Origin of the sequence: Parapedobacter tibetensis, from assembly GCF_024704835.1 — a bacterium.
Lineage (GTDB): Bacteria > Bacteroidota > Bacteroidia > Sphingobacteriales > Sphingobacteriaceae > Parapedobacter > Parapedobacter tibetensis.
In genome coordinates, this window is the sequence record NZ_JAMXBE010000001.1 from 217,262 (window position 1) to 238,079 (window position 20,818).

General features: G+C 45.1%; 15 protein-coding genes. 5 read left to right on the forward strand and 10 right to left on the reverse strand.

Annotation, left to right across the window (positions count from 1 at the left end):
* Nucleotides 1–57 precede the first annotated feature (57 nt).
* Together NF543_RS00855 and NF543_RS00860 are read right to left on the reverse strand one after the other, a co-directional pair.
* Nucleotides 58–1,980 (reverse strand): TlpA family protein disulfide reductase, encoded by a 1,923-nt coding sequence (locus NF543_RS00855; RefSeq protein WP_257666190.1) that lies wholly within the window; start codon nt 1,978–1,980, stop codon nt 58–60.
* A gap of 136 nt (nt 1,981–2,116) precedes the next feature.
* On the reverse strand, nt 2,117–2,833 hold the full coding sequence (locus NF543_RS00860) for a pyridoxine 5'-phosphate synthase (protein WP_257666191.1): 717 nt from the start codon (nt 2,831–2,833) through the stop codon (nt 2,117–2,119).
* 154 nt (nt 2,834–2,987) lie between these two features.
* Between NF543_RS00860 and cdaA the strand changes: the two genes are divergently transcribed.
* Nucleotides 2,988–3,779, forward strand: coding sequence for a diadenylate cyclase CdaA (gene cdaA, locus NF543_RS00865; protein WP_257666192.1), 792 nt, complete (start codon nt 2,988–2,990; stop codon nt 3,777–3,779).
* Between the two features lie 69 nt (nt 3,780–3,848).
* Here cdaA and NF543_RS00870 read toward each other — a convergent pair whose 3' ends face one another.
* The 5 genes from NF543_RS00870 to NF543_RS00890 all read right to left on the reverse strand — a co-directional run bounded on the left by NF543_RS00870 (nt 3,849) and on the right by NF543_RS00890 (nt 8,845).
* Entirely contained in the window at nt 3,849–4,697 is an 849-nt protein-coding gene (locus NF543_RS00870) for a DUF2911 domain-containing protein (RefSeq protein ID WP_257666193.1), read from the reverse strand.
* A gap of 415 nt (nt 4,698–5,112) precedes the next feature.
* A complete protein-coding gene (locus tag NF543_RS00875; RefSeq protein WP_257666194.1) occupies nt 5,113–6,402 on the reverse strand; it encodes a sugar MFS transporter in 1,290 nt (429 codons plus the stop codon).
* 299 nt (nt 6,403–6,701) lie between these two features.
* Nucleotides 6,702–7,133, reverse strand: a complete 432-nt coding sequence (locus NF543_RS00880; protein ID WP_257666195.1) for a hotdog fold thioesterase — start codon at nt 7,131–7,133, stop codon at nt 6,702–6,704.
* A 4-nt stretch (nt 7,134–7,137) separates the two neighbouring features.
* Complete coding sequence (locus tag NF543_RS00885; protein WP_257666196.1) at nt 7,138–7,650, reverse strand: DinB family protein; 513 nt, start codon at nt 7,648–7,650, stop codon at nt 7,138–7,140.
* Entirely contained in the window at nt 7,631–8,845 is a 1,215-nt protein-coding gene (locus NF543_RS00890; protein ID WP_257666197.1) for a sensor histidine kinase, read from the reverse strand. Before NF543_RS00890 ends, NF543_RS00885 begins: the two co-directional genes overlap by 20 nt.
* Before the next feature lie 91 nt (nt 8,846–8,936).
* Here NF543_RS00890 and gltX point away from each other — a divergent pair, with 91 nt between their 5' ends.
* Complete coding sequence (gene gltX / locus NF543_RS00895) at nt 8,937–10,460, forward strand: glutamate--tRNA ligase (protein ID WP_257666198.1); 1,524 nt, start codon at nt 8,937–8,939, stop codon at nt 10,458–10,460.
* Nucleotides 10,461–10,466: 6 nt separating this feature from the next.
* On the opposite strand, the gene NF543_RS00900 is transcribed toward gltX, so the two are convergent.
* Entirely contained in the window at nt 10,467–13,352 is a 2,886-nt protein-coding gene (locus NF543_RS00900; protein ID WP_257666199.1) for a DEAD/DEAH box helicase, read from the reverse strand.
* A 122-nt stretch (nt 13,353–13,474) separates the two neighbouring features.
* Nucleotides 13,475–15,733, reverse strand: a complete 2,259-nt coding sequence (locus tag NF543_RS00905; protein WP_257666200.1) for a helix-turn-helix domain-containing protein — start codon at nt 15,731–15,733, stop codon at nt 13,475–13,477.
* 175 nt (nt 15,734–15,908) lie between these two features.
* Between NF543_RS00905 and NF543_RS00910 the strand changes: the two genes are divergently transcribed.
* The 3 genes from NF543_RS00910 to NF543_RS00920 all read left to right on the forward strand — a co-directional run bounded on the left by NF543_RS00910 (nt 15,909) and on the right by NF543_RS00920 (nt 18,986).
* On the forward strand, nt 15,909–16,154 hold the full coding sequence (locus NF543_RS00910) for a FeoA family protein (RefSeq protein WP_257666201.1): 246 nt from the start codon (nt 15,909–15,911) through the stop codon (nt 16,152–16,154).
* Nucleotides 16,151–18,235: a ferrous iron transport protein B gene (feoB, locus tag NF543_RS00915; RefSeq protein ID WP_257666202.1), complete on the forward strand. Its 2,085-nt coding sequence runs from the start codon at nt 16,151–16,153 to the stop codon at nt 18,233–18,235. Before NF543_RS00910 ends, feoB begins: the two co-directional genes overlap by 4 nt.
* A gap of 250 nt (nt 18,236–18,485) precedes the next feature.
* Nucleotides 18,486–18,986 carry a cupin domain-containing protein gene (locus NF543_RS00920; protein ID WP_257666203.1) on the forward strand — a complete coding sequence of 167 codons (501 nt, stop codon included), beginning with the start codon at nt 18,486–18,488 and terminating at the stop codon, nt 18,984–18,986.
* 48 nt (nt 18,987–19,034) lie between these two features.
* Here the strand turns inward: NF543_RS00920 and NF543_RS00925 are convergent, their stop codons facing one another.
* Nucleotides 19,035–20,684: an L-lactate permease gene (locus tag NF543_RS00925; RefSeq protein WP_257666204.1), complete on the reverse strand. Its 1,650-nt coding sequence runs from the start codon at nt 20,682–20,684 to the stop codon at nt 19,035–19,037.
* Nucleotides 20,685–20,818 lie beyond the last annotated feature (134 nt).

Sequence of the window (20,818 nt, forward strand, 5' to 3'; positions counted from 1 at the left end):
AAGTTTGCCCGGGCCAGCACACGGGTAAACCTATGAGGATTAGACTTTGATGGTTATTTACTCGATGACCGCAGTAGTCGGAGCATTTTCGGCTAGTTCAATCATCAGGGCCACTTTCTGCATTTCACCTTCCGCAGACCCGGAGAAACCAACGGCCTTGAAACGAATCCGCCCATTTTTGTCTACGATGAACTTGGTAGGGATGCCGCTTACCTTATAGGCCCCCACCACATCGAAGTCATTGCCATCCCCCTCCACGGTGTCAAACAACACATTGAAGGAATATTGATTGTCGGCAATGAATTTCTTGACCGCCTCTTCTCGATCTGGAATATTTTCCCAAGTGTTTACAAAAAGGAATTCAATATCATCGCGATCCCTGAATTTATCAACCGCCAGTTGCATCCCCGGAAAAGAAGCCTTACATGGTCCGCACCAAGTGGCCCAGAAATCTACCACATATACCTTGCCTTTCAATGATTCGGAAGAAACTGTCTTGCCATCCATATTGACAAGCGAAAATACCGGAGCCTCTTCGTCGATAAGCTCCGAAACCAGTTTTTTCCGCACAGCGGCCACATGCCTTTCCTCCAATTCTGATAGGTATGAAACCCATTGTTCCTCATTGCTACCTCTGACAGTATATATTTCTTTTAAATACCCTTTCAACACTTCGGTTGCCTGACCTTTTTCGATGGATTTTTCAGCAGCGGACTGTGCCTCATCAGCCAAGCCCGATTCGCTAAGGAATTGAACGAAACGTTCGTTAACTTCAGCACTGGTATATTCACCTACAGCCTGTCTTTGGTATTCGAGTGCTCCCCCAACGTTGCCCTGTTTGTAAAGAATAAGCGCATATGTGTCGGCATTGTTGCGGTACGTGGATTCAGCATTCTTCTTCCATTGGCTAGCGGTCATCGTGGCCGGTTTGGAATTCACAGGATCTGCAATGATTTCATCCAACAAATCGAGCGACTTCTTGGATTTGGCTTCAGCAACATCAAGCTTCTCACCAGCCTCAGCAAGTGGCCATGCTACTTGGTTGAGCAGCGAGGCCCGCGTACTCTTGTTCGTTACTTTGGCCAAATACACGTCGAATTTGGGGTAATCCTTTTCCCTAAGTGCAGCTTGTGCCATCATCGAATATACCGGCTGGAGATTGGCTGCACCTCCTGTCGTGCTGTGCTTGCCGATATAGGTCTGATACAACGCAGTCTTCTTGGCGTAATCCTGCTCGGCACGCAGGGCTTCGAGTTCATTTGAAGAAGCCAACGAACCATCAGGAAACCGCTGAAGCACAATAGCTTTCAAAGAATCAGCGGTCTCCCTATCACCCAAATAACGGGCATAACCATTGGCTACGTTGATGAGGTCTGTCTCCTTGCTATTTAAATCGGCAAATACGGCATCCGCCCGCTCATCCACCAGTCCCTTCGCCTCATCCACTTTTTTATTCGCTACCAGTGCACCAATATAAGTCAGAAAGTACTTCTCCTTGGTGGCTGGATAACTAGCCATTTCCATTTCTAAATACTCTTCGTTCTTGACAACATCACGTTCAATATCGGCAAAGTATTCGCCCATACCGTTATAAATTTGTGCAAGTGCGGCATATGAACCATTGACAGGGCTACCGCTTTCATAAACCTGAAATGGATATCCTGTTTTCTTTCCCCCCTCATCTGCGGTGATGCTCACCAAGAAAGCTGTAGCGCTATCCGGCAGGGTAAAGGTACCTGAATACCCCGGTCCAGCTCCCACCATATCCAAATCATCTGCATTGAATCCTGATGGGTGAAATATATAAAGTGCAGCCTTATACGTTTGCTTAGTATCTTCGGGCGTAAAAGAAAATGTCACCTGTTTCCCCTGTCGGGGTTTTTGAGTCGACAAGGAAAATACGTTGGATTGCTGGCCTATCGCCTGCAAGCCGATAATGAGCATCCACACACTCATAATGGCTGATTTTAATCTTTTCATGGCTATTAAATTAAATGGCGGCACAAAGAATCTGTTATCGGAACAACTATCGTTTAGTAAAACGTCTAACCAAATATACAAACAAAATATTTTAAAACTAAAAAATTAGTATGTTTTTTTCGTATATAAGGCAGGGTTAATGTAATTTACTGAGGTACTGTTTGATAGTTTCTTTTAGTCCTAAATAAAGCGCATCGGCAATCAGCGCATGTCCGATACTTACTTCCAGCAATCCCCGTATATGTTGGTTAAAATACTTGAGATTATTCAGATCGAGATCATGTCCGGCATTGAGCCCCAATCCCGCTTGTTGCGCCACCTCTGCAGCCATTACATAAGGAGCGATGGCCTGCTCCCGGTCGTGGTGATATCCGCTGGCATACGCTTCCGTATATAGCTCTATACGATTGGTACCTGTTTTTGCAGCAGCTTCCACCATGGTAGGATCGGGATCTACAAAAATGGATACACGTATACCTGCCTCCTTAAACAGTGTACAGGTATCTTGGAGGTAGGATTGATGCTTGATGGTATCCCAGCCGCGGTTTGAGGTCAATTGACCAGGGTCATCTGGCACTAGGGTCACCTGAGCCGGTCGGGTATCCAGCACTAAGCTGACAAACTTCTCCTCGCGGCTATTTCCCTCTATGTTCAGCTCCGTTTTGATATTTGCCTTCAGATCATATATGTCCTGATACCGGATATGTCTTTCATCCGGGCGTGGATGCACAGTGATGCCTTGAGCGCCAAATCGTTCGCACGCCAATGCCGCATGGAGCACATCTGGGTTGTTTCCACCTCGTGAATTCCGGAGTGTTGCTATCTTATTGATATTTACAGAAAGTCTTGCCATGGGAATTACTTTTTGCAAACTTAGATAAAAAAGTTTTATACGCAGTTGTTCGCTAATTGACGATTTCAGTTCCATCCATGATGAAGCTATAAAACCTAACAGGTTTTAGAAACCTGTTAGGTTTGGGCCAAAAATTTGCTAAATTGCGTGGATTATGGAGAGCTTTGACCTCAGCTTTTTCAGTATAAGATTGCTGGACGCGATTGACATCATTTTGGTGGCTATCATCCTTTATTACATATACAGCCTTATCCGTGGCACCATTGCTGTCAACATCCTTATTGGCTTAGGGCTCATCTATGTGATATATATCATCGTAAGGCAATTCAACATGCATTTACTCACCGAGATTTTCGGGGGGTTCATCAGTGTTGGTTCCATTGCGCTCATCGTGGTTTTCCAACAGGAAATCAGACGATTTCTTATCCATATCGGTAAGAACATATCTGTAAGGCGAAAAAATCTACTGTGGTCTATCTTCGTGAACAAGAAGACTGCCGATCAGGATAACCGAGCGCACCTCAAACCCATTATCGATGCCTGTAGGAGCATGTCTAAATCATACACCGGTGCGCTGCTTGTTTTCTCTAAATACTTTGATGAGGAATACTACCAAAGCAGCGGTGAATACATTGATGCCCAGCTTTCCAAGCGTCTGCTCGAAAGTATATTCCAAAAAAATAGCCCATTGCATGACGGGGCAGTGGTCATTGTCGACTTCAAGATTAAAACCGCCAGTTGTGTGCTTCCGCTTTCAGATAGTGAGGATTTGCCACTCCATTTTGGCCTGCGCCATCGTGCCGCTATCGGGGTCACCGAAGTGAGTGATGCCGTGGCTGTGGTGGTTTCCGAGGAAACCGGTGAGATTTCGTTTGCCAAGGATGGCAATGTAAACATGAATATCAGCCACGAGGAGCTGGAAGAGCTACTCAATGCTTCGATATAGGGAATTAAAAAACCTCATAGGTTTGCGCACAGGTCACTGCACGGGGTAAACCTATGAGGTTTGTTGTTTTTATTTCTGCGCTTCCGCGATCACCTGCCCATTCAGCTTTACATACTCTTCATTGTTGGCCTGCTTTGCCAACTCTGCACCTTGTTGGGCTGTTGCAATCGCACCTTTCTTGTCTCCTGCCTTCAATTGCATCTGAGCTTTCCAGTACTTGACATGGGGAGCCTGTGGACTTGCCTTTTCGGCTTCGTTAATCCACTCCAATGCCTTAGTCAGATCTTTACCGTTCTTGAAGTAATACTGTGCTGCCGGGAAATAAGGTTTCTTTTCACCCTTCATGGCTTCATCGATGGATGCCATGATTTCGGTATCTTGGTCAACCGCCAAATCGAAACTTACCTTGGTGTTTTCCCAAGCGATGTTTAGCTTCGCACTTTGGGGTTTTACGTCCGAAAAATCCATGGTAAAGGTTTCCACAGGTTTCGCCAACCGTTCGGGTTTAACCGTAAACCGGAAAAGGTCCTCGTCTTGCTTATAGGAATAAGCTCCCCATTGCTTGCTATTTTTGCTAAAGATAACCGTCCACTCATTGGTGCCTGGTATGGTAAGTAATCCGTAGGTCCCGGCTTCCACCTTGGTGCCCGCAATGGTCACGTCACTATCAAAAGTAAGGATTGGAATGTTATTCGCCCCGGTACGCCATACGTTGTCATAAGGTTCCAACCCTCCAAATATTTTCCTCCCGTTCATATTGGGGCGGCTATATGCAAGTGTAACCGTGCTAATCCCCAAACTTTGGGTGATGGTTTGCGAACTGCTCGCTGGCGGCAGCTTCAATTGGGCTTGTGTGGGCTGCCACCCCAAGGTGACTACCGCGGCAATGATTGTCGAAGTAAATAAACGCTTTTTCATTACAATTGTTTTTAGATGGTAATGAAGCTTGCATGCACTGTTATTCATTTTTGTGAGCGGCAGCTTATGCAGGTTTCATTGGAATGATTTATTGCTTGTTATATTGTTTACAATGGTTCGAAGTTATGAAATATCTTTTGTGCAACTTGTACAATGCCGATTAAAAATTATCAAAAACTTCAACATTACCGAATTTTGACAAACCCCTAATACTATCTCTTCCCAATGGTGCGTTTAATCACTGTCATTTATTGAATGACACAGCCAGATGTTCTCAAAAATCACGTTGATTTTAACTAACTGTCTGGCCTATCAAGATTGACTACATCATTGACGATTTGTTTCACAAAGTCCTGTTTTCCTGCACCGATCAACGTGGTGCAGGAAAAACAGGCACAACTACCTTAACCGCTGTTTATGCTTGTCTCTTGCCCGTCTTATGACCGGGACCGGAATAATATAAGATATAGAGGTAGCATAGTCCCATCAATATTAAAAAGACCAACTGAAAATCGAACTTGTCTTTAAATGATGCAAATAATTGGGGGATGACGGCGCCTCCCGCAATTCCCATTACCAGCAATGCGGAACCTTTTTCTGTGAATTTGCCCAGACCTTCAATGGCCAATGGCCAAATGGCCGGCCATATCAAGGCATTAGCCAAGCCTAAAAGCGCCACGAACACCACCGAAGTATATCCCGTAGTAAAATAAGCTCCCGCGGTAAATACAATGCCTAAGATGGCAGATATCTTCAAAGCTTGTCCCTGTGTGATGATTTTTGGGATGGTGAATAGGCCGATAACATACCCAACTAACATGGCCCCCAATGTGAAGGATGTATAAATAGTAGTTTCAGCAGCAGGGATATTGAAACCCTGCGCATACGCACCAATCGCGTCGCCAGCCATCACTTCCACACCAACATACAGGAAGATGCAGAGTGCGCCTAGCAGCAAATGTGGGAACTGTAGTATACTGGTTTTTTCTTTGGCCCCCACGGCTTTACCTACCGGTTCTGCATTTACCTCGGAAGCATTGATGTCAGGCAACGTGGATTTGGCTACCCATATTGCTAGTAGCACCAATATTACGGCCATTACCATATAGGGCATATATATTTTGGCAGCAAACTCATTGAGGATGCCTTCTTGTACTTCATACGATGATGCTTCCGCTACGCGCGTCTCTAAATCTCCCACTCCCTGAAACACCAATGCACTGATGACAATAGGGCTCAGGATACCGGCCAATTTGTTGCATATTCCCATGATACTAATACGGCGTGCGGCGGTCTCGATCGGCCCTAGAATACTGATATAAGGATTCGACGCCGTTTGCAGCAACGATAAACCTGAACCGATAACAAAGAGTCCGACAAGCGAAATATTGTAATTACGCTGCGTGGCATAGGTTCCAAATATAAAGGTACCTATCGCCATCACAAACAGTCCCAAAGCCATCCCTTTCTTCATCCCCGTCCGCTCCAATATCCAGGAAGAGGGCAGTGCCAAGAAAAAATAAGCCATGTAAAATGCCGTGGTGACCATGAAGGCCTTGGCAAATGTATCCAGGTTAAAAGCCAGCTTCACAAACGTGATTAACGGGCCATTGAGCCAGGTGACAAAGCCAAAGATAAAAAAAAGGGTGCCTATAATAATCATAGGGCCTACTGTAGATTTAGGGGTAGCAGGGTTTACATTCATTTGGATTAGTAGTTAATTTGTTTAACGGTATTCGGCTACGGAATCGTGCTGCCTTATACGCTTTTACAAGACTATAAAATAAAATCAACAATTGAAACAAAAAAAATCATGCAATCGGTTGTTTAATTAAATGGTGATCGTGGGTCGGAGGTCAGTGATTGGGGCCGGAGGCAGTGGTCGAAGAGCTAAATAGGAAACGCCCCGAAAGTATCAGGGCATTTCCTACACCTAAACCGTATCATAAAACCATGGAAATGGTTTTGTAGATACCTTAACTACAAATGACACGCAAAAAAGTTTTAAGTAGTTTGTACTTTTGGCACGATAGCCACTGTCAACCTACTTATACAATTCATTTTGCCTCTTTTGTCGTATATCCTGATTTCCCAAACATGTGTTTTTGTTCCCAAATGAAGTGGGGAACATATCCCGGTTACTTGTCCGTCTTTTACTGGCCGGAGGTGGTTGGCATTCACTTCTAAACCTACCCCTATAAACTGATCACTGTCTATGATCAAATTGGATGCCACACTACCCAATGATTCAGCCAATACGACTGATGCTCCACCATGTAGGATGCCATAAGGCTGGTGTGTCCGCTCATCCACTGGCATTGTAGCTGATAATGTATCATCGGTAATGGCTGAAAAGCGGATACCCAATAAAGACGCCAAATTCTTATCAAACCGTGTGTTCAGTTCGGCTACCGATGGTTTGTTCAGCCATATCATGTTATCATTCATTGAGATACCTTTCGCGGATAATGTTACGGTGGTGGTTTAGGTGGCCCGCAATAATATACATGAAAGCTCTTACACTGATCAGTCTTTCTGAGGCAAGCCCTTTTCGGGCCAATTCATGGTCATTAAAACTTTTAAATAGTATTAAGTTTGATTTACGCACCAATACAAATTCTTCCGAGAAGCTATCCAGCGACCGATCGTTGAAGCGAGCATAGGCCACAAAATCCTCCGGTTCGAAACCAAGTAGCTCCTTTGTATCATTGCGCGCAAAGCGCAATGCCCGGTAAGCCATGATTCGTTCGGTATCAATCACATGTCCGATTACTTCCTTGATGGTCCATTTGTCTTCAGCATATGCATATTCAGATTTTCCCGCGGGGATGTTGGCCAGAAATTCGGGAAATGTTTCAATCTGCTCATCGAGCAATTCCGTCACGTCAGCGATAACGGTATCAATGTAGGCGGTATATATCGCCGGGTATTCGTCAGATTTGAGCGGGTTCATACGTTTGGTTACTTGGTAAAATGATTCTAAATGTGGTTCCTTTGTCTATTTCCGATTCCTTTACAAAAATCTGTCCTTTATGGTAGTCTATCATCCGCTTTGTGAGGCTCAGCCCCAAACCCCAACCCCGCTTCCTGGTGGTGAATCCTGGTTGGAAAACAGCATCAAATTTTGCCCGGGGAATACCCTTTCCTGTGTCGCTAATGTCTACAAAAATTTGCTCTTTTGCAATATTTTCTGAAATAACAATGTCTATCCTCCCTGCCGATTCAATAGCATTGGCCGCATTTTTGAGTAAATTTTCGAGCACCCAATCAAACAACGGCACATTGAGCATCGCTTGCGCTTTGGTATCTCCGGACACATTGAAAACGATTTTATCACTGGTGCGCACCTTAAAATAGTTAACGAAATCAACCACTACTTTATATAGGGTATGGCCCTGTAAAACGGGCGTTGAGCCAATCTTCGAAAACCTGTCTGCCACCACCTCCAACCGTTTTACGTCGTTTTCCATTTCCGTAAGCAGGGGGTCTTCCTCCGCGTCAAACTTAGCACGAACCAACTCAAGCCAAGCCATGAGCGAGGATATGGGAGTGCCCAATTGGTGTGCGGCTTCCTTGGCCATTCCCACCCATACCAGATTTTGCTCAGACTTGCGGATTGAGTTGAACACCGTGTAGGCAATGCCAAGAAAAATGGCAATCAATGTGAGCTGCACGTAAGGGAAAAAGCGTAATAGGTTCAACAGCAAAGAATCTTTGTAATAGACAAACCATTGACCGCCACTCGGCAAGTTGATGATGATAGGTGGATGACTCTTTTTCATGATGGCCAACTGCCTTTTGAAATACGCGGGATCATATACCAAATCTTTATCACCATTATCATCTAAGACTTTGGTGGAGTCTAAATCGCGCCAATAAATGATACTATCTCTTGAATCTGCGATGATAGCTGGTAAAGAAAGGCTATCACGGACAGCATAAATAAAAGTGATCATCTCATCATCAACATCGGGCATGGTGATAATGCTACGTGTACTCATTGCCCACACTTCGGCTTTTGTACGCTCGGATTTCGAAAGATTCCTTACCAAATAATTTGTATAGAGCAGCGATGCCGCCGCAATGAGGGCCGCAAATATTAGCAATGTGAATTTCCATCGCTGCTGGTTGTACTGATAAGGGTTCATTTGCCTTGTTAACGCTAATTTAATTTTCGCCAAAATACATAATTCCGACTTAAATGCCGGTTTCGGCTTATGTATTTTTTATCTTTGCCGCATGGATACCGATAGAAAAATAAGGGTGCGCTTTGCGCCGAGCCCCACAGGTGGCTTGCATTTGGGTGGCGTACGCACAGCGTTATTCAATTACTTGTTTGCCAAGCATCATGGGGGCGATTTCGTGTTACGCGTAGAGGATACGGACAAAACACGTTTTGTACTAGAGGCTGAGGAATACATCCTCGATTGCCTCAAATGGTGCGGAATAGAACCAGACGAAAGCCCTGTGCATGGGGGTAACTACGGCCCTTATCGGCAAAGCGAGCGGAAAGCATCCTACCGCCAATACGCGGAACAACTCGTGGCTGATGGGTACGCATACTATGCTTTCGATACTTCTGAAGAATTGGAAGCCCAACGCAAACTGCACCCCAACTTCAAATACAGCCATGAAAACCGGTTACAGTTGTGTAATTCCCTTAGTCTATCGGATGAAGAAACCCAACGGTTCTTGGCCGATGGCCATCCTCATGTCATCCGCATCAAAATGCCCACTGGCGAAACCATCAGTTTCGAAGACATGATCCGAGGGGTGGTGACCTTTGATTCCTCGCTGGTAGATGACAAAGTACTGCTCAAGGCCGATGGGATGCCCACATACCATCTTGCCGTAGTGGTAGACGACCACCAAATGGCCATCAGCCATACCTTCCGTGGTGAGGAATGGCTACCTTCGGCTCCTGTACACATCTTGTTGTGGGAATACCTTGGCTGGCGCGACTTGATGCCACAATGGGCGCATTTCCCGCTCATCCTTAAGCCTGATGGCAACGGCAAACTTAGCAAACGCGATGGCGACCGGCTAGGTTTCCCAGTGTATGCCATGAATTGGCAGGATTCCAAAACCGGGCAACTAACCAAGGGATTCCGTGAAATGGGATTCCTCCCCGAAGCATTTGTGAATATGCTAGCCTTACTCGGCTGGAACGATGGCACCGAGCAAGAACTCTTCACGCTCGATGAGTTGGTAACGAAATTTTCGGTGGATCGCATCAGCAAGGCCGGTGCGAAATTTGATTTCGAAAAAGCCAAATGGTTCAACCATGAATGGATAAAACGGATTGAATACAGTGGCTTATTGCCACAAATCAACAGCCTATTGGCGATTAATGGCATATTAGATGTTGACGAAAAGTACCTCAGGGAAGTATTGGCGTTGGTGAAGGAACGACTGACCTTCATTGCCGACTTTTGGGAACAGGCCTCATTCTTTTTCGTACGCCCTGAACACTACGACCTGCAGGCCGTACAGCCCAAATGGAATGATGAAAAGACGGTTTTCTTCACGGACATGATAGCGCAATTGGAAAATTTTGACCCCTGGCATAGCGCCGAGCTGGAAAGTTTCTATAAACTGGCCATCAACGCCTCGGGCATGAAAATGGGTGAACTGATGTTGCCTCTCCGTATTATGCTTGTGGGTGGCAAATTCGGGCCGCATGTCTTTGATATTGCCGCGCTATTGGGGCGGGAAGAGACCGTGGCTCGGATGAAAAAGGGCTTGGAGGCGTTCTTTACATGAACCAATTTAACCAAGCAGTTCCCTGATATCGTCCTGTGTAAGTGATTTGATAAAGCTTTCCTCGGTGGTGATCAGCGTATCGGCAATGACTTTCTTACGGTTTTGTAAAGCCAATATTTTTTCTTCCACGGTATCTTTTGTGATGAATTTATAGATAAACACATTGCGTGTTTGGCCAATGCGGTGGGTGCGATCTATAGCTTGCTGTTCTACAGCCGGATTCCACCAAGGGTCAAGGATAAACACATAATCGGCTTCCACCAAGTTGAGTCCCACCCCACCGGCCTTGATGGAAATGAGGAACAAACGGGTATCTTCGTTTTGGCGGAACTGCCTGACCACTTCTTCCCTATTCTTGGTGGCGCCATCCAAATAGGCATATCCAATATCATGCTTATCGAAATATTGCTTGAAAATCACCAATTGTTTAACGAATTGTGAAAACACCAATACCTTATTTCCGCGTTGAAGTACATTTTCAAGTGTGTGGATTACGCTTTCGAATTTGCCGGATTCCCCTTTAAACGTATTGTCCACCATCCTTGGATGATTGGCCAATTGGCGTAACTTGGTCAATCCCTGCAATAACGCTATTTGCGGTGTTTTGGTCTTTTCTTCTCCCAGGTTTTCCAGTATGGCATTGCGGTATTCAGATTTTACACGTTCATAACATTCGGTCTGCTCTATGCCCATCGCGCAATAAAACACCTGTTCGGATTTGGAAGGCAGTTCGGTTGCCACTTGGCTTTTGGTCCGTCGTAACACAAAGGGTTTGATCATCGCTTGCAGTCTCCTCGCCCTTTCCTCATCTTTTTTCTTTTCTATGGGCTGTACAAATTCTTGTTGGAAATAATGGTAACTGCCCAGTAAACCTGGATTGAGAAATGCCATCTGCGACCAAAGATCTGCCACCGAATTCTCCACCGGTGTTCCACTCAACACCAGCCGATGCTTGCCTTTAAGGCTTTTTACGGCTTTGAATGATTTCGATACCGGGTTCTTAATGCTTTGGCTCTCGTCAAGGATAATGTAGTTGAAATAAAATGATTTAAGCAATTCTTCATCGCTACGGACGATACCATACGTAGTAATGACCAAATCATAGCTTGCAAATATTATCGGATCTTTTGACCTGCTTATACCTGTATGTACCAATACGCGCAACTCAGGTACAAACTTATCTGCTTCGTTCTGCCAATTATACACTAAGGAAGTGGGCATGACGATAAGCGAAGTGAATGTGCCTTCCTCCGCCATCCTGGTTTCCTTTTGCCTTTGGAGCAATGCGAGCGTTTGGATGGTCTTTCCCAGCCCCATATCATCTGCCAAACATCCACCGAAGTGGTATTTTTGCAGGAAATGGAACCAATTGTATCCCGCCTTTTGGTACGGCCGAAGCGAACCGTTAAATTGCTGGGGCTCCTTGATATCTGCTATCTCATTAAAATCTATCAGCCGCTCCAGTTTACGGTCCATGGTCAGATTAGTATGTTCCGTGAGGTCACTAAGTAAGCCGATATGGTGTTTACTCAACCTGATGCCCTTTTTACTTTCTGAGAAATGGAAAAGATGGTTGTATTCCGCAAACCATTCTTCAGGAATGATGGCCACTTCGCCATTGGGCAGTACAAATTCCCGGATATAGTTGAGGATATGGTTGCGCAACTGGGTAAAAGGCACTTCATAATTCCCAAAGCGGGCAATCGCCTGTACATCAAACCAATCATTGTTTTCATTGATGGAAAGATCCAGCTCGGTTTGTCCGAAGAAAAACCGCTTGTGCGGGTCTTCCTGTATTATTTCAAAACCTAAATGCTGCAAATCTTCATTTTTGTTACGGAGCCAGTCGATTACCGAAATGCTATCCATCCCATTAGGCTGTGGTTCAAGGTCACTGAAAAGTGCACTAGTTCTTTGCAATCCCATGCTCAACAATTCCTGCATCCGATTCTCTTCCCATTGCAGCGAACGTTTGATGCGGTGGAAGGTATAATGATCAGTGCCTTCATCATACTGCAACCTTACAGTCACTTTATTTTCACTACCCGAAGCGAAGAGGTATGGGCCATAGCGAAAATTCAATTGCAGTTGCGATGTGCCATTTTCCACATAGCGCAATTTCAACACAGGCACCGCGTTGTGCTGGTGCGTTTCAATATCAAAACCTTCTGCGTAGACGTGGTGTTTTTCAATCAGTCCACGTACAAACGTTTCGAAATACTTGCGTTCCGTTGAACGACCTACCGAGATGTAGCGCTTTTGCAGGAACGGCGAGAGCTTTTTCCCTTCCAACGATTCGTCAAAATGATAAAGCACGTTTTCAAGCAGCAGCCACGCCTGCTGGTTGATAATCACCTGTGCATCCTTATACATAAACTCGGTGCGCTGTCCATTGTACTTGATGGTGGGAAAATAACGCGTCTCTTCACCATTGCGTCTAAAATGAAACAGCACGGAAGCTGGCTGGGGAGCTATTTCAAGCTGCTGCTCGGCAGCATACCCATCCTTGCCCATAAGAAACAGGGGTTTGTCCTTGAGTAATTCCAATGCCTGCAGTAAGCGCATCTCAATTTTTGGCCGTATGTATTCAAAAAGCTTCTTATCAAAAAACTTGGAAAAGAAATCCACAGGTCTTACCGGTTTTTTGTGGTAGCGTTTAATGATATTGGTTTGTTCAACCTCATCCAGCAACTTGATGAGCCTAAGATCGGTATCATCCAATACACGAGCATATTCAGTCGAGGTATGACTAAAAATGCGTCGATGTGTCAACGAATACCCACCATTGGGATTGAGTTGCACAACGTGTGGTTCTATCAAGTAGCCCAAATAGGGATGTTGGCAAAGCGAATAGACTAATTCATAAGGTAGCGTAGTATCAATTTGCTGCATCTAACAACTATGGTATCCAAAAAATAAAGGCACGAAAGATACGGAAATCCGTAGACATGTGCCCTATCCTTTCCAAAAAGAATAGGCGTGCTTCCTACTTAGCAAGACCTGTGCCATTCTGTTTACGCGGTTTCCGATAATGATGACGGCTTTCCTCCCTGCATTTTCCCCATTGAAACCTGCGCTACACGAATCTCATGGTAATCTACCTCGTTTCCCAACATGGCTTTTATTTCGGAGGATGATTTACCTGGATATTTCCGCAACATGGCTAGGATAGCTTCCAATTTTGGTGCATCTACCAATTGGCTGGCATCCACCCCTTTGCCGATGAAATCAATCAAGTGGCCAATGATGGTGCCTTTGGTTAAGCTGCGCTCCTTGGAAATTCCACCCACTGACTTGCCGGATTTGAATAATTCAAAACTGATCCGCTTCGTTTCGCCTTTTACAGTTTTCCGCTTTGCGGAACTATCGGGCAGTTCATCTGGGCTTATGACTATGGTAGTGAACTGCTCAGCTTTTGCCATGACGTTTTGTAAGGAGTCGCCTTTCGCTAGCGCCTCGGAAATGGTAGCACACTGCCGTAATTGCTCCCTTTTGCGCTTAATATCTACCAACAAATCCTTTAATTCCTCTACATATCGTTTTGTCCGCTTCTTAATGGCCCAGGCCTTGATGTGTGTTTCAAGGGTAGCTATCAATTGGGTATCTATCTTGGGTAGAAACCATTCCACTGCCTTGGTTGTACGCTCATGTATTTGGGGGTAATCTGCACTTGCAGACTTATTGAGTAAACGATCTAACTGGTTCCTGAATTTATTGGCCACATCCTGCAACATTCCACCAGCTTGGTATAGCGTTTGGGCAACAAGAAACGCCTCCTCCTGGTCGGCTATGTTTCGTGCTGGCAAGTCGGTCTTCAGCGCCGTCAGCGCTACCATCAAGCGATCCCAATTAAATGCGTTCAATAGGATATGTCCGATGTAATTGCGCTGTGAGGCCGCCAATAGTATAGCGGCCTCTTCTTCTGGCACCGTATTACTAGAAAAGTGTGCTACTTGGTGATCTGTGCGGATGCTATGCGATGGGATCCGCGAATGTAACACCAATCCCTCCAATGTACGCAAGCGGCTCAACGCCACATACACCTGTCCGGCAGCAAAGGAAGCGCCCGCATCGATGATGGCCCTGTCAAACGTGAGCCCTTGGCTCTTGTGGATGGTAATCGCCCAGGCCAACCGAAGGGGAAACTGTGCAAACGTGCCCAGCACTTCTTCGTTTATCTTGTCTTCGGCCTTATCATAGTTGTACTTGATGTTTTCCCACACCTCACGTTTTACCCGTACATCCTCCTCACCATTTTGAAATCCCACGGTCACCACGGCATCATCTACATCGATGTGCTTTACAAAGCCAATTTTCCCATTGTAATACCTCCGGTCATCACCGCTGTCATTACGCATGAACATCACCTGCGCCCCCACCTTCAGTTCCATTACTTCATCTACTGGAAAAGAACCTTCCGTAAAATCATCCTTCACGATAGCTTTTAACCATATAGCTTTATCAGGGAGCATTTCCAGCTCCCTTTTGTTGATCGTATCGGCACGGTGGTTGTGGGTGGTGAGGGTAATATAGGGTTCTTCCTTGGTGGGCACGAAATCAGATTTGTGATAACCGTTGAGCACCTCCAACTGCTGGGGTGAGCAACAATTGTTGCGAATATCGTTGAGGATATCGATAAATACTTGCTCACTTTGCCGGTATATTTTCTTGAGCTCCAATAATACTGGTGGATGTTCACGCAACACCTTGGCATCAAAGAAAAAGGGGCTGGGATAATATTTGCCCATGATTTCCCGTTCCCTATCCTTCACCACAGGAGGCAATTGGTACATATCGCCGATAAACAACACTTGTAGCCCTCCAAAGGGTCGAGCATCACGCCTTACTGATTTCAGGATAGTGTCTATGGCATCCAGCAAATCAGCACGGACCATGGACACCTCGTCAATAACCAATAGGTCGATCTCTTGTAGCAATGCACGCCGCTGCTTGGTCAGCTTCACTTTACCAAACAAACGGCGTCGATTGTAGATGTGGCTATCGTCATCGTTCCATGCCAGCTCATAATCCTCAATATACATCCCAAAAGGTAGCCAAAACAAGGAATGCAAGGTGGTACCACCCGCATTTATGGCTGCCACACCTGTAGGGGCCGCTACAGCCATCTTCTTATAGCTTTGCTTCTGGATGTATCTCAGGAAAGTGGTCTTGCCTGTACCAGCCTTACCGGTGAGAAAAATATTGCGGTTAGTGTGATTTACAAAAGATACCGCTTGCATGAAAGCCGTGTTTTGCACGTCCAGTTCGGCCATAATGCTGATAGGGATTAAAAGGTAAATAACAAACTTAGCTAATTTGCTATTATATGCAAAAAAAACAGGATATAAAAGCAAACTATTCGCTAGGAATCCAAAATATTTATAGACCTCCATTTAGATTTATTCTAAATTTGATACCTTTGAGGATTGTTTTCTTTTATAGCATACCATGGTTCAGCATAAATCAATCACCTCACTAAAACAGGGGGAAACAGGCACAATCATTGGGTACGGTTCAGACAGTATTCCCATCAAGGTCTATGAAATGGGGCTTTTGCCTGGGGTAGTTCTCACCATGAAACGGCTGCTGCCATTCAATGGACCAGTCTGTGTTCGTATCAAAGATAATCCAAATGCCATCGCCTTACGCAGATCCGAAGCCGACCTCATTTTAATAGAATCCTTATCAATATGACGGAAATGAAAATTGCCTTGGTTGGAAATCCTAACGTGGGAAAATCCACGTTGTTCAATAGATTAACCGGATTAAGGCAAAAAGCGGGAAATTATCCAGGAGTGACCGTAGAAAAGAAGACGGGGAGCTTTACCTTTAAGCATACGAAATACCAACTTACCGATTTGCCCGGCGCATATGGCATCCATCCCTCTTCGTTGGATGAAGAGGCGGTTTATGCTGTACTTATCGATGAGACTCACCCCAACCATCCGGAAATGGTTGTTGTCATTGGCGACCCGTTCAACCTGAAACGGTCTGTTTTGTTTTATCAGCAAATCCGTGAAATGGGATTGCCGGCGATTTTCGTAGTGAACATGATCGATGAAGCTGAACGAGCCGGCCTCGTCATCGATACTGACAAACTTGAAAAGCTTTTATCCACCAAGGTTGTTTTGACTGACGCTCGATCCGGAAAAGGTATCGAAGAGCTCAAAGTAGCATTGGCAGCAAAGCACATGCATTACGAGCCAATTTTCCAGGTACCCGAGGAGTATGGTGAAGCTGTGGCTGAAGCCAAAACACTTTTGGAGATGGACAACAATTACAGAGCTTGGTTATATCTTTCGCAGAAGCATAGCAATCACCTTAGCGCTGTATACTCAAATGGCATCGAAGAGATAAAAAACACGCACCAAATCAATCGTCATAGCCTGCAAATCCGTGAAACGATGGATCGGTATGCGGCGATTGACATGGCCTTTAACGGTTTGATGAAGGATTCTTCAAAGGAGCAAGCCAGTTTTACAGACAAGTTAGATCGGTTTTTGACGCATCCTTTTTGGGGGTATGTGACTTTCTTCACCTTACTATTGTTGATTTTCCAAGCAATCTACACCTGGTCTGGCCCCTTCATGGATGGCATTGAGAACGGCTTTGCATGGCTAGCTACTAGTGCGGGCGAATTATTGCCCGACGGGCCAATTAACGGACTCATTACCGATGGCATCATTACTGGTATCGGCGGAATCGTTATTTTCATCCCTCAGATTGCTATTCTCTTTATTTTCATCTCACTGATGGAAGAATCGGGGTATATGAGCCGGGTGGTATATTTAATGGATAGGTGGCTCCGCCCCTTTGGCCTCAGTGGCAAAAGTGCCGTACCGTTGATGTCTGGCGCGGCTTGTGCCATCCCTGCGGTCATGTCAGCCCGAACCATTGAAAATGACAAGGAACGGTTGATTACCATCTTGGTTACCCCTTTTATGACTTGCTCGGCCCGGCTTCCGATTTACATCATTATCATTGGGCTCATCATACCTGAATCTCAATTTTTGGGATTCGAATTACAGGGTTGGGTTTTGTTTGGCATGTACGTTTTAGGCTTATTGGCCGCATTGGGGAGCGCTTGGCTATTGAAGCTGTTGATGAAAACCAACTACAAAAGCTTCCTCATCATGGAGATGCCTACCTATAAATACCCCGTGGTACGGAATGTATTGTTGAACGTTTGGGACAAGACCATGGGATTTGTGCTGGGAGCCGGTAAAATCATTCTGGCCATTAGCATCATCTTATGGGTATTGGGATCATTCGGCATTGGTGAGCGGTTTACCAATGCTGAGGAAATTGTACGGATGGAAAATCCAGCGCTACATGGTAAAGATTTCGAAAACGAGGTACAATCGCAACGATTGGAATATTCCTTCCTCGGGGTAATGGGCCGGTCGATAGAACCCCTTATTGAACCGCTGGGTTATGATTGGAAAATGGGAATCGGGCTGATTGCCTCATTTGCTGCCAGGGAAGTGTTCGTTAGCACCATGGCTATTGTATATAGCTTGGGGGACTCGGATGATGAGCTAACCATCCGCTCGCGGATGGCCGGTGAAATCAACCAAAATATCGGCCGTCCGGCCTACAACTTTGCTTCAGGCATATCATTGCTATTGTTTTATGCATTCGCCATGCAGTGTATGAGTACCATTGCTATTGTCAGAAAAGAAACAAATTCTTGGAAATGGACGTTTATACAGTTGGCATTTATGACCGGATTTGCGTATTTTGCAGCTTTACTGGCATACCAGTTGTTAAAATAACGTATTATGGACGCTACGATTATTCAATATATCGGCATCGCTGTACTATTCTGTGTGGCCTTGGTGTATGTTTACCGAAGGACAAAGCAGTCTTTAAAAGGAGAGAAAACATGCTCAAAAGGGTGCGACTGCCCTGCCAACGAAAAAAATAATGCGTTCCTTAAAGCGAACACATCTCCAAACAAAACCTGACAGGTTTTTTTGAAACCTATCAGGTTTATTTTATATTAGCCGTTTCAAAGTATAAACCATGAATTACCAAGCAAAGACATCGCTTTTCAACGAAATGGAAGGAGTCCTTATCGCACAAGGGTTCCAAATTGTGCAGCAAGATCAAACCCGCCCATGGGGTGGGTTTTTCGTGATTGACGAATCACAGGCCCAACAATTCGCCAATACCTATTTCAACGGACTCGATGTCCAAGAACTTAAGATATCGGGCAAACTCAGCCCTAAAATCCTTATCGTCGCCCCAGGCAAGCGTCTTTCCTGGCAATACCACCATCGCCGTGCAGAAATTTGGCAGGTGGTACGCGGCATTGTTGGTGTGGTCACTAGTGATACGGATGAGGAACATGAATTGCAAATTCTTAATCCCGGCGATATTATCCGGTTAAATCAAGGGGAGCGACATCGTCTTGTTGGTTTGGACGAGTGGGGTATACTGGCCGAAATTTGGCAACATACGAATACCGAAAATCCTTCCGACGAAGATGACATCGTAAGGGTACAGGATGATTTTGGGAGGTAGGCTTAAGGCTATGTTAGTGGTTAATTGGTTTATAAGTTACGGGATCTTTTAACCTGAGGAGATTAACACCATCCCCAAGATTCCGGCTGCTAAAACATAATAGATAGTAGGAATAATGGTTTTCCCTAAAATGTAGCCCTCTTTGCCCATCAGCCCCACCACCGCTGAAGCAGCTACCACGTTATGTATCGCAACCATGTTTCCCGCTGCCGCCCCTACCGCTTGTAGTGATACGATAATGACATTTGATATGTCAAGTTTTGTTGCAATGCTATTCTGAAATTCAGCAAACATTAAATTACTGACGGTATTGCTGCCCGCAATAAAGGCGCCCAAAGCTCCTACCGATGGTGCCACTAGGGGCCATAGCGCACCGACTTTGGCGGCAGTCCAATCAGCTAGTGCCACTGGCATGCTATCTATTCCTTGTGGGTTTATTCCTGAGTTGATGTAAATCCTTACCATGGGAATGGTAAATACCAATACGAATGCAGCCATCATCGCCATTGAAGTTGACTCGTTAAATGCTTTCCGAAAATTGGTGACAGGCATTTTGTGGATTAACATGGCAGCAATTGCTGCTAATATGAGCATCGTTCCTGGTAAATACAAAGGAGAAGAAGAAGCGGATATGGAAGTTCCGAAAATTACTGGCCAGGATACATTCAAGTTGTTAAGAAAATCTCCTATCCCTAGATTTTGCTTCCTTGTGATGATCAATAATATCGAAACAAGCACATAGGGCATCCATGCTTTATAAATAGTTACCGATGGCGTAATTAACCCTTTTTCTTCCACTTGCACCTTGCCAGACCATGTTTTCGGCCAGTTTTTCTTCTCAGGAAAATCCCAGTTGTCCGCTGGAATCAAGAATTTATATTTCACCGCGATAACGACAAGGACAAGCCCAATCATGGCCCCCAAAAGCGATGGAAATTCAGGGCCAAGGAAAATAGCGGTACAAGCATAGGGTATGGTAAATGCCAATCCTGAAAAAATGGCAAAGGGGGCAATCGTTATTATTTTTTTCCAATCACTTTTTCGGCCGAATATGAATATGGTCGTCGCAATCATTAGCCATGGCATAAATGTTCCAATAATGGCGTGTATCATGCCTATTTGTGCGGTAGCAGCTTGTAAAAACGCAATCTTTTCATCTGGATTGGCAAAACCAGTTGTCAGTCCGTTGTTCAACCCGATCAATACAGGTGTTCCTATCGCACCAAATGTCACGGCTGTGCTTTGAACCATTAACCCGATGACAACGGCTGACAACGCCGGAAAGCCTAAAGCAACCAACAATGGGGCCACGATGGCGGCGGGTGTACCGAAGCCAGATGCCCCTTCTATAAACGATCCAAAAAGCCAAGCAATAACAATGATCTGTACCCGCCTATCCGGACTAATCTGTGTGAAATTATAACGGATACTGGCAAGACCCCCAGAATATTTCAATACAGAAAGTAGCAATAAGGCCCCAAATATGATATACAGCACATCGAAGGTGATGAACAGCCCTTGAATTGTTGACGCAGCAATATGTGCTACCCCCATATCCCAGTATTGAAAGGCGATCCAAGCCGTCACAAATAAGACCAGAGGCATAGTGTATTTTGCTGGCAGCCTACATCCTACCAACAAGACCATCGCTAGTAAAATCGGAATAAAGGCTAACGCCGCTTGTAATGCCAAACTCATATGCTATCTCGATACTTTATATGGCTTTTTAGCCATTTTGACAACCTCACCACCGGCCAATAAAAACGACCCAACAGCGTAGACTTCGGAATCATCATAACTTACCTGACCAAGAACGGCACCAATACGCTGTG

Coding starts and splice junctions, on each gene's coding strand:
- NF543_RS00855 (WP_257666190.1), bottom strand. CDS start 1,980: ATGAAAAGATTAAAATCAGCCATTATGAGTGTGTGGATGCTCATTATC.
- NF543_RS00860 (WP_257666191.1), bottom strand. CDS start 2,833: ATGGCAAGACTTTCTGTAAATATCAATAAGATAGCAACACTCCGGAAT.
- cdaA (WP_257666192.1), top strand. CDS start 2,988: ATGGAGAGCTTTGACCTCAGCTTTTTCAGTATAAGATTGCTGGACGCG.
- NF543_RS00870 (WP_257666193.1), bottom strand. CDS start 4,697: ATGAAAAAGCGTTTATTTACTTCGACAATCATTGCCGCGGTAGTCACC.
- NF543_RS00875 (WP_257666194.1), bottom strand. CDS start 6,402: ATGAATGTAAACCCTGCTACCCCTAAATCTACAGTAGGCCCTATGATT.
- NF543_RS00880 (WP_257666195.1), bottom strand. CDS start 7,133: ATGATATGGCTGAACAAACCATCGGTAGCCGAACTGAACACACGGTTT.
- NF543_RS00885 (WP_257666196.1), bottom strand. CDS start 7,650: ATGAACCCGCTCAAATCTGACGAATACCCGGCGATATATACCGCCTAC.
- NF543_RS00890 (WP_257666197.1), bottom strand. CDS start 8,845: ATGAACCCTTATCAGTACAACCAGCAGCGATGGAAATTCACATTGCTA.
- gltX (WP_257666198.1), top strand. CDS start 8,937: ATGGATACCGATAGAAAAATAAGGGTGCGCTTTGCGCCGAGCCCCACA.
- NF543_RS00900 (WP_257666199.1), bottom strand. CDS start 13,352: ATGCAGCAAATTGATACTACGCTACCTTATGAATTAGTCTATTCGCTT.
- NF543_RS00905 (WP_257666200.1), bottom strand. CDS start 15,733: ATGGCCGAACTGGACGTGCAAAACACGGCTTTCATGCAAGCGGTATCT.
- NF543_RS00910 (WP_257666201.1), top strand. CDS start 15,909: ATGGTTCAGCATAAATCAATCACCTCACTAAAACAGGGGGAAACAGGC.
- feoB (WP_257666202.1), top strand. CDS start 16,151: ATGACGGAAATGAAAATTGCCTTGGTTGGAAATCCTAACGTGGGAAAA.
- NF543_RS00920 (WP_257666203.1), top strand. CDS start 18,486: ATGAATTACCAAGCAAAGACATCGCTTTTCAACGAAATGGAAGGAGTC.
- NF543_RS00925 (WP_257666204.1), bottom strand. CDS start 20,684: ATGAGTTTGGCATTACAAGCGGCGTTAGCCTTTATTCCGATTTTACTA.